The 4,418-nt window shown below is 61.2% G+C and carries 3 protein-coding genes; all 3 read right to left on the bottom strand.

Features of this window, described 5'->3' with window-relative positions; all coding sequences use genetic code 11:
• Positions 1-108: 108 nt before the first annotated feature.
• Genes H8S59_RS26250 through H8S59_RS26240 form a run of 3 tightly spaced genes read right to left on the bottom strand, consistent with a single transcriptional unit; the run spans position 109 to position 4,322 of the window.
• The gene (locus H8S59_RS26250) at positions 109-1,188 is read right to left on the bottom strand and encodes a lipocalin-like domain-containing protein (protein WP_187523305.1); all 1,080 of its coding nucleotides are present in this window, start codon (positions 1,186-1,188) and stop codon (positions 109-111) included.
• The gene (locus H8S59_RS26245) at positions 1,172-3,652 is read right to left on the bottom strand and encodes an FtsX-like permease family protein (protein WP_187523304.1); all 2,481 of its coding nucleotides are present in this window, start codon (positions 3,650-3,652) and stop codon (positions 1,172-1,174) included. The genes H8S59_RS26250 and H8S59_RS26245 overlap by 17 nt, the downstream gene beginning before the upstream one ends.
• A 1-nt stretch (position 3,653) precedes the next feature.
• Complete coding sequence (locus tag H8S59_RS26240; RefSeq protein ID WP_187523303.1) at positions 3,654-4,322, bottom strand: ABC transporter ATP-binding protein; 669 nt, start codon at positions 4,320-4,322, stop codon at positions 3,654-3,656.
• Positions 4,323-4,418: the final 96 nt, after the last annotated feature.

Here is a 4,418-nt window from a genome sequence, read left to right as displayed (position 1 = left end):
CGGTAGGAGCGAACTTGTTCGCGAGGGCGGTGTGCCTGAATCACCGCGTGAAGCTTCTCGCGAACGAGTTCGCTCCTACCATTGATTAGTCTTCTTGAAAGCGAGGGATCAATACCCGGTCATCTCCAGATAACCCACGCCCTTATGACTGCCACTCAAGGTGATCGGGCCTTCCCAGTAGGGGATCTGCAAATCCATCCAGGCCTTGGGGTTCAGCGCTTCGGTGATGATTTCAAGACCCTTGCCAGGAATTTTCACCGACCAGCGGGTCGGCATGTCGTGACCTGCAACGCGGGTATTGGCCAATGGCGAGAGGCTGATGTCTTTGGCGGTCAGCAACTGAGTGCTGCCGTCAGCGTTGATCCATGTGCCCGTCAGATACGGCTCACCCTGTTTCTGGCGCATGCGATACAGCATCAGTTCTTCGCCGCTGTCCAGGTGCACCGAGAACCAGTCCCAGCCGGTCTGATTCGCGGTTAGCGGCTGGCTGCTCCATTCGCGATCCAGCCACGCAGGGCCGCTGACTTGATAGCGTTTGCCAGCAATGGTCAGTTCGCCCTCGGCCTGAAAGTACGGCTGGCTGTAATAGTAAGAAGCCTGGCCCTGCTCGGATTTCTGACTGAAACCCTGTGTGCCTTGCAGGACCAGCGGTTTGCTGGACGTCAGGTGAAGTTGATAAGCGAACTGCGTCCCCGTGGCCTGGAGTTGCATGTCGGCCAGCGGGTCTGCTGTGGGCGAAGTGCTGTGCAGTTTCCAGTCGTCTATCCACGCTGAAAACGGCGTGAGCGTCACGCCGGCCTGCTCGATGCCTCCTCGGGCATAACGCTCTGCGGCGTAGTGCTGCGTGGCCGAAGTCACGGCGGCATGCCCCATCCAGATCGTGCCGTCGTTCCAGCCGGAGCCATGACTGCCAGCCCTCAGCGCATTACGGAACAGCGTCCATTGCACGCCGAAATTCTGCCCTTGCTCGTCTTTGAGATTGGCCGTGATGTACCACCACTCAATACGGAATCCCGGGTGCGGGCCATGATCCGCCGGGAAGGTGAACTCACGGCCTGGTGTGACCGGGGTGAACTGTTCGGCTTGATTACCCATCCCGGCGAACCCCTGCTCGGATTCGGCAGGTTTATCGCAGCCAGCAAGGGCCAGCAGAATCAGCAGGAGCAAGAGATTAGTTTTCACTGGCAAACGTCCTCAGCAGATCGGCCGGGCGAGTGCGGGATAGCTTCCACAGCGGCCACGCAGAGGCGACCAGGGTGGCAAGCAGTGCCAGCGCTGCCAGTTGCAGCAACTGAGCCGGGAAGATATGCAGCGGCAAGCGCCAGCCAAAGGCTTGCACATTGATCACCGCATCCAGACACCACGCCAGTAACAAGCCCAACGGCAACGCCAGGACCAGCGTCAGTACAGCTAGCAACCACGTCTGGCCGAGATTGAGCAGCATCAACTGACGTCGCGTTATACCCAGCGCCCACAGGGGCGCCAGTTGGCCGAGACGACTTTGACTCTGGGTCAGCAGGCTGATGAACAACGCAATGCCCGCCACGGCCAGCGTCAGGCTGTTGAGGGCGGCGGTGACGGCAAAAGTGCGCTCGAAAATCTGCTTGGACCAGCCTTTGAGCTGGCTCTGATCGATGATGTGGTTATCGTCCAGGGCGAAGCGCTGTTGCAGGTCGCTGACCAGCGCAGGCACTGCGGCCGGATCGATGCGCAGATTGAAGCGGTTGGCAGCCAGTTGCGGCCAGTGGCGCAACAAGCGTTCGGCGTTGACCAGCAAGTGGCCCTTGGGATTGCCGTAGTCGGCATATATACCCACGATGCGCGGCGTCCATTGGCCAGCCGGCACTGGAATGGTCAGACTTTCGCCAACGCTCAGCTTGAGACGACGGGCCAGTTGCTCGCTGATCATCACGCTATCAGTCTGCACCAGTTGATCCCATGGATCGCCACTGGCGGACTCCAGCAGCGGCCAGTGCTCACGGTAGGTTGGATGATCCATCACGCCGAACAGGTCGGCTGGCCAGCCTTGCAGCTGGATCGACACCTGCCGGTTAGGCAGCACGGCGCTGACGTTGGGCTGTTGCATAAGCCAGGCCTGCATTTCAGGGGCTTGGGCCGCGTTTTGCGGCGTGACGTACAACTCGGCGGTCAGCCTTTGTTCAAGCCAGTTGCCGAAGGTTTGCCGAAACCCGGACGTCATGCTCCCCGCGCCGATGTTCGCCGCCAGCGCCAGGAGTAACGCCATCAGCGCCAGACTGAGCGCTGGCAGTTGCTGACGGCAATCAGCCAGAAACCATTGGCCCAACACTGAACGGCTGCGCCCCAGCAAGGTATTGAGCAGACCATTGAGCAGCACCGGCAAACCCAGAGCCGCAGATAGCAACAGACTGCCCGTCAAGACGAAACCTGCGGCAAGGCTGTCGCCGATCAGCAGCGCAGCCAGTGCAACAATTGCCGCGCCGCCAGCCACCCAGCCTTGGCGGCGCAGCCAGCGACTGTGGGCCTGATGCCAGGCCTGTGGACTGGCCAACGCCAGCAAGGGCAGACGCGCCGCGCGCAGCAGACTGTTAGCCCCGGCCAGCAATGCACCCAATACACTCAAGCCAAGACCGCCCAGCCACCAGATCGGGCTCAGACTCAGTTGGCCTGCGACTTCCGCGCCATACAAACCGCGCAGGCTGGCAGCGACATCGGGCAGCAACAGACTCGCCAACAGATAACCGCTGGCAATCCCGAGCAGCCCGCCGAGCAAGGCCAGCACCCCTAATTCCATGGCGAGCGCTGCAATCAGCATTCTGGCGCTGACCCCGCAGGCGCGCAGGTTGCGCAACAGTCCGCGCCGCTGCTCCAGTGCCAGGCCGATGGCCGCATGCACGATGAACAGACCGACGATGAAGGCCAGTACGCCCAGCGCGTTGAGGTTCAGATGGAAGCTTTCGGTGAGGCGCGTCAGATTGTTCTCTTCGCCGCTTTTCTTCAGTTGAAGCAGACCGCTCAATTCCGGTGGCAACACAGGATTGCTCGCCGCGAAGTCTTTGGGCAGCAGCAGACGCGACACTTGATTGGCCATTTGCAGCAGTGGCTGAGCGAAGCCGATATCCGTGAGCAACACGCCGGGTGCCATATCGACTCGACTGTGCAGCGGTGGCAGGCGCTGGCCGTTGCTGGTCAGCGGTTGTTGCCCTTCATTGAGGCCCAGCGCCTGCAGCGTCTGGGTCGCGATCCAGGTCTGGCCGGGCGGAGTGAGGAAGTCGACGATTCCGTTCAGGTCCAGAGTCTGTCCGGCCACTGCTGTACCGCTGGGCAATGACACCGGTTCGATGCCCATCAGTTGCACACGGCGGTCTTCCAGCCCTTGAAGAAGGATTCGGCCCTGTACCACGGGCGATACCGGCCAACCTTCGCGGCGCAGGCTGATAAACACATCTTGCGAGAACGCCGCGTTGTTGGCGGTGGCCAGACTGCTTTGTGGTTCGCCGCCGATCAGTTGGCTGGCCTGGGCATAGCTCTGCCGAGCCTGACTGTTGAGCGCCTGGACACCGGTCAGTAGCGCCGTTGCGAGCCAAAGCCCTGTCAATACACTGAAAAATTGCACCGGGTGACGTCGCCAGTGGCTAAGCAGGGCGCGCAGTGTCCAGTAGAAAACCCGCACCTCAGCGATCGCTCTCGGTTGCCAGGCGGCCGTGATGCAGGATCACTTTGTGAGTCAGACGCTCGGCAACCCGCGGGCTGTGGGTGACCATTAACAGACTGGTCGAGCTGTCCGCCAGCAGGTCCAGGAGTAGTTGCAGGACTTCATCGCTGGTGGCTTCATCGAGGTTGCCGGTGGGTTCGTCGGCCAACAGCAAACCGGGTCGCGATGCCAGCGCCCGGCCAATGGCTACCCGCTGCTGTTGGCCGCCCGATAATTGCTCCGGATAGCGCTTGAGCAGATCCCCGAGACCCAGCCGCTCCACCAGTTGTGCCTGCCATTGCGGCTCATAACGCCCGGCCAGCCGCGCCTGAAACGCCAGGTTGTCCTCAACCTTGAGGCTGCCGATCAGGTTGAACTGCTGGAACACCAGGCCGATTTCCGTGCGGCGCCAGTTGGCCAGTTGTGATTCATTCATGCGGTCCAGACGCTGCCCTGCAATCTCGATCTGCCCTGAGTCAGCCTGATCAAGGCCTGCCACCAGATGCAGCAAGGTGCTCTTGCCGCTCCCGGATTCCCCCATCAAGGCCAGGCTGCTGCCGTTCTGCAAAACCAGATCCACCCCGCGCAACACCGCCAGAGGGCCTTGCGCAGTGGCGTAGCTCTTGAAGACGTTTTTTACCTCAAGCATGGGCTACTCGATTGGTGGGGTTGGGAAGGGGAGGATAGCAACAAGTTGTGTGGCAGACCGCATTCCCCGGGCGGTAGACTTCACATTGGCCTGCAT

Source organism: Pseudomonas folii, from assembly GCF_014357575.1.
Taxonomy (GTDB): Bacteria; Pseudomonadota; Gammaproteobacteria; order Pseudomonadales; family Pseudomonadaceae; genus Aquipseudomonas; species Aquipseudomonas folii.
The sequence above is the reverse complement of the archived record's forward strand: the minus strand, read 5'-3'. Positions and strand labels throughout refer to the sequence as shown.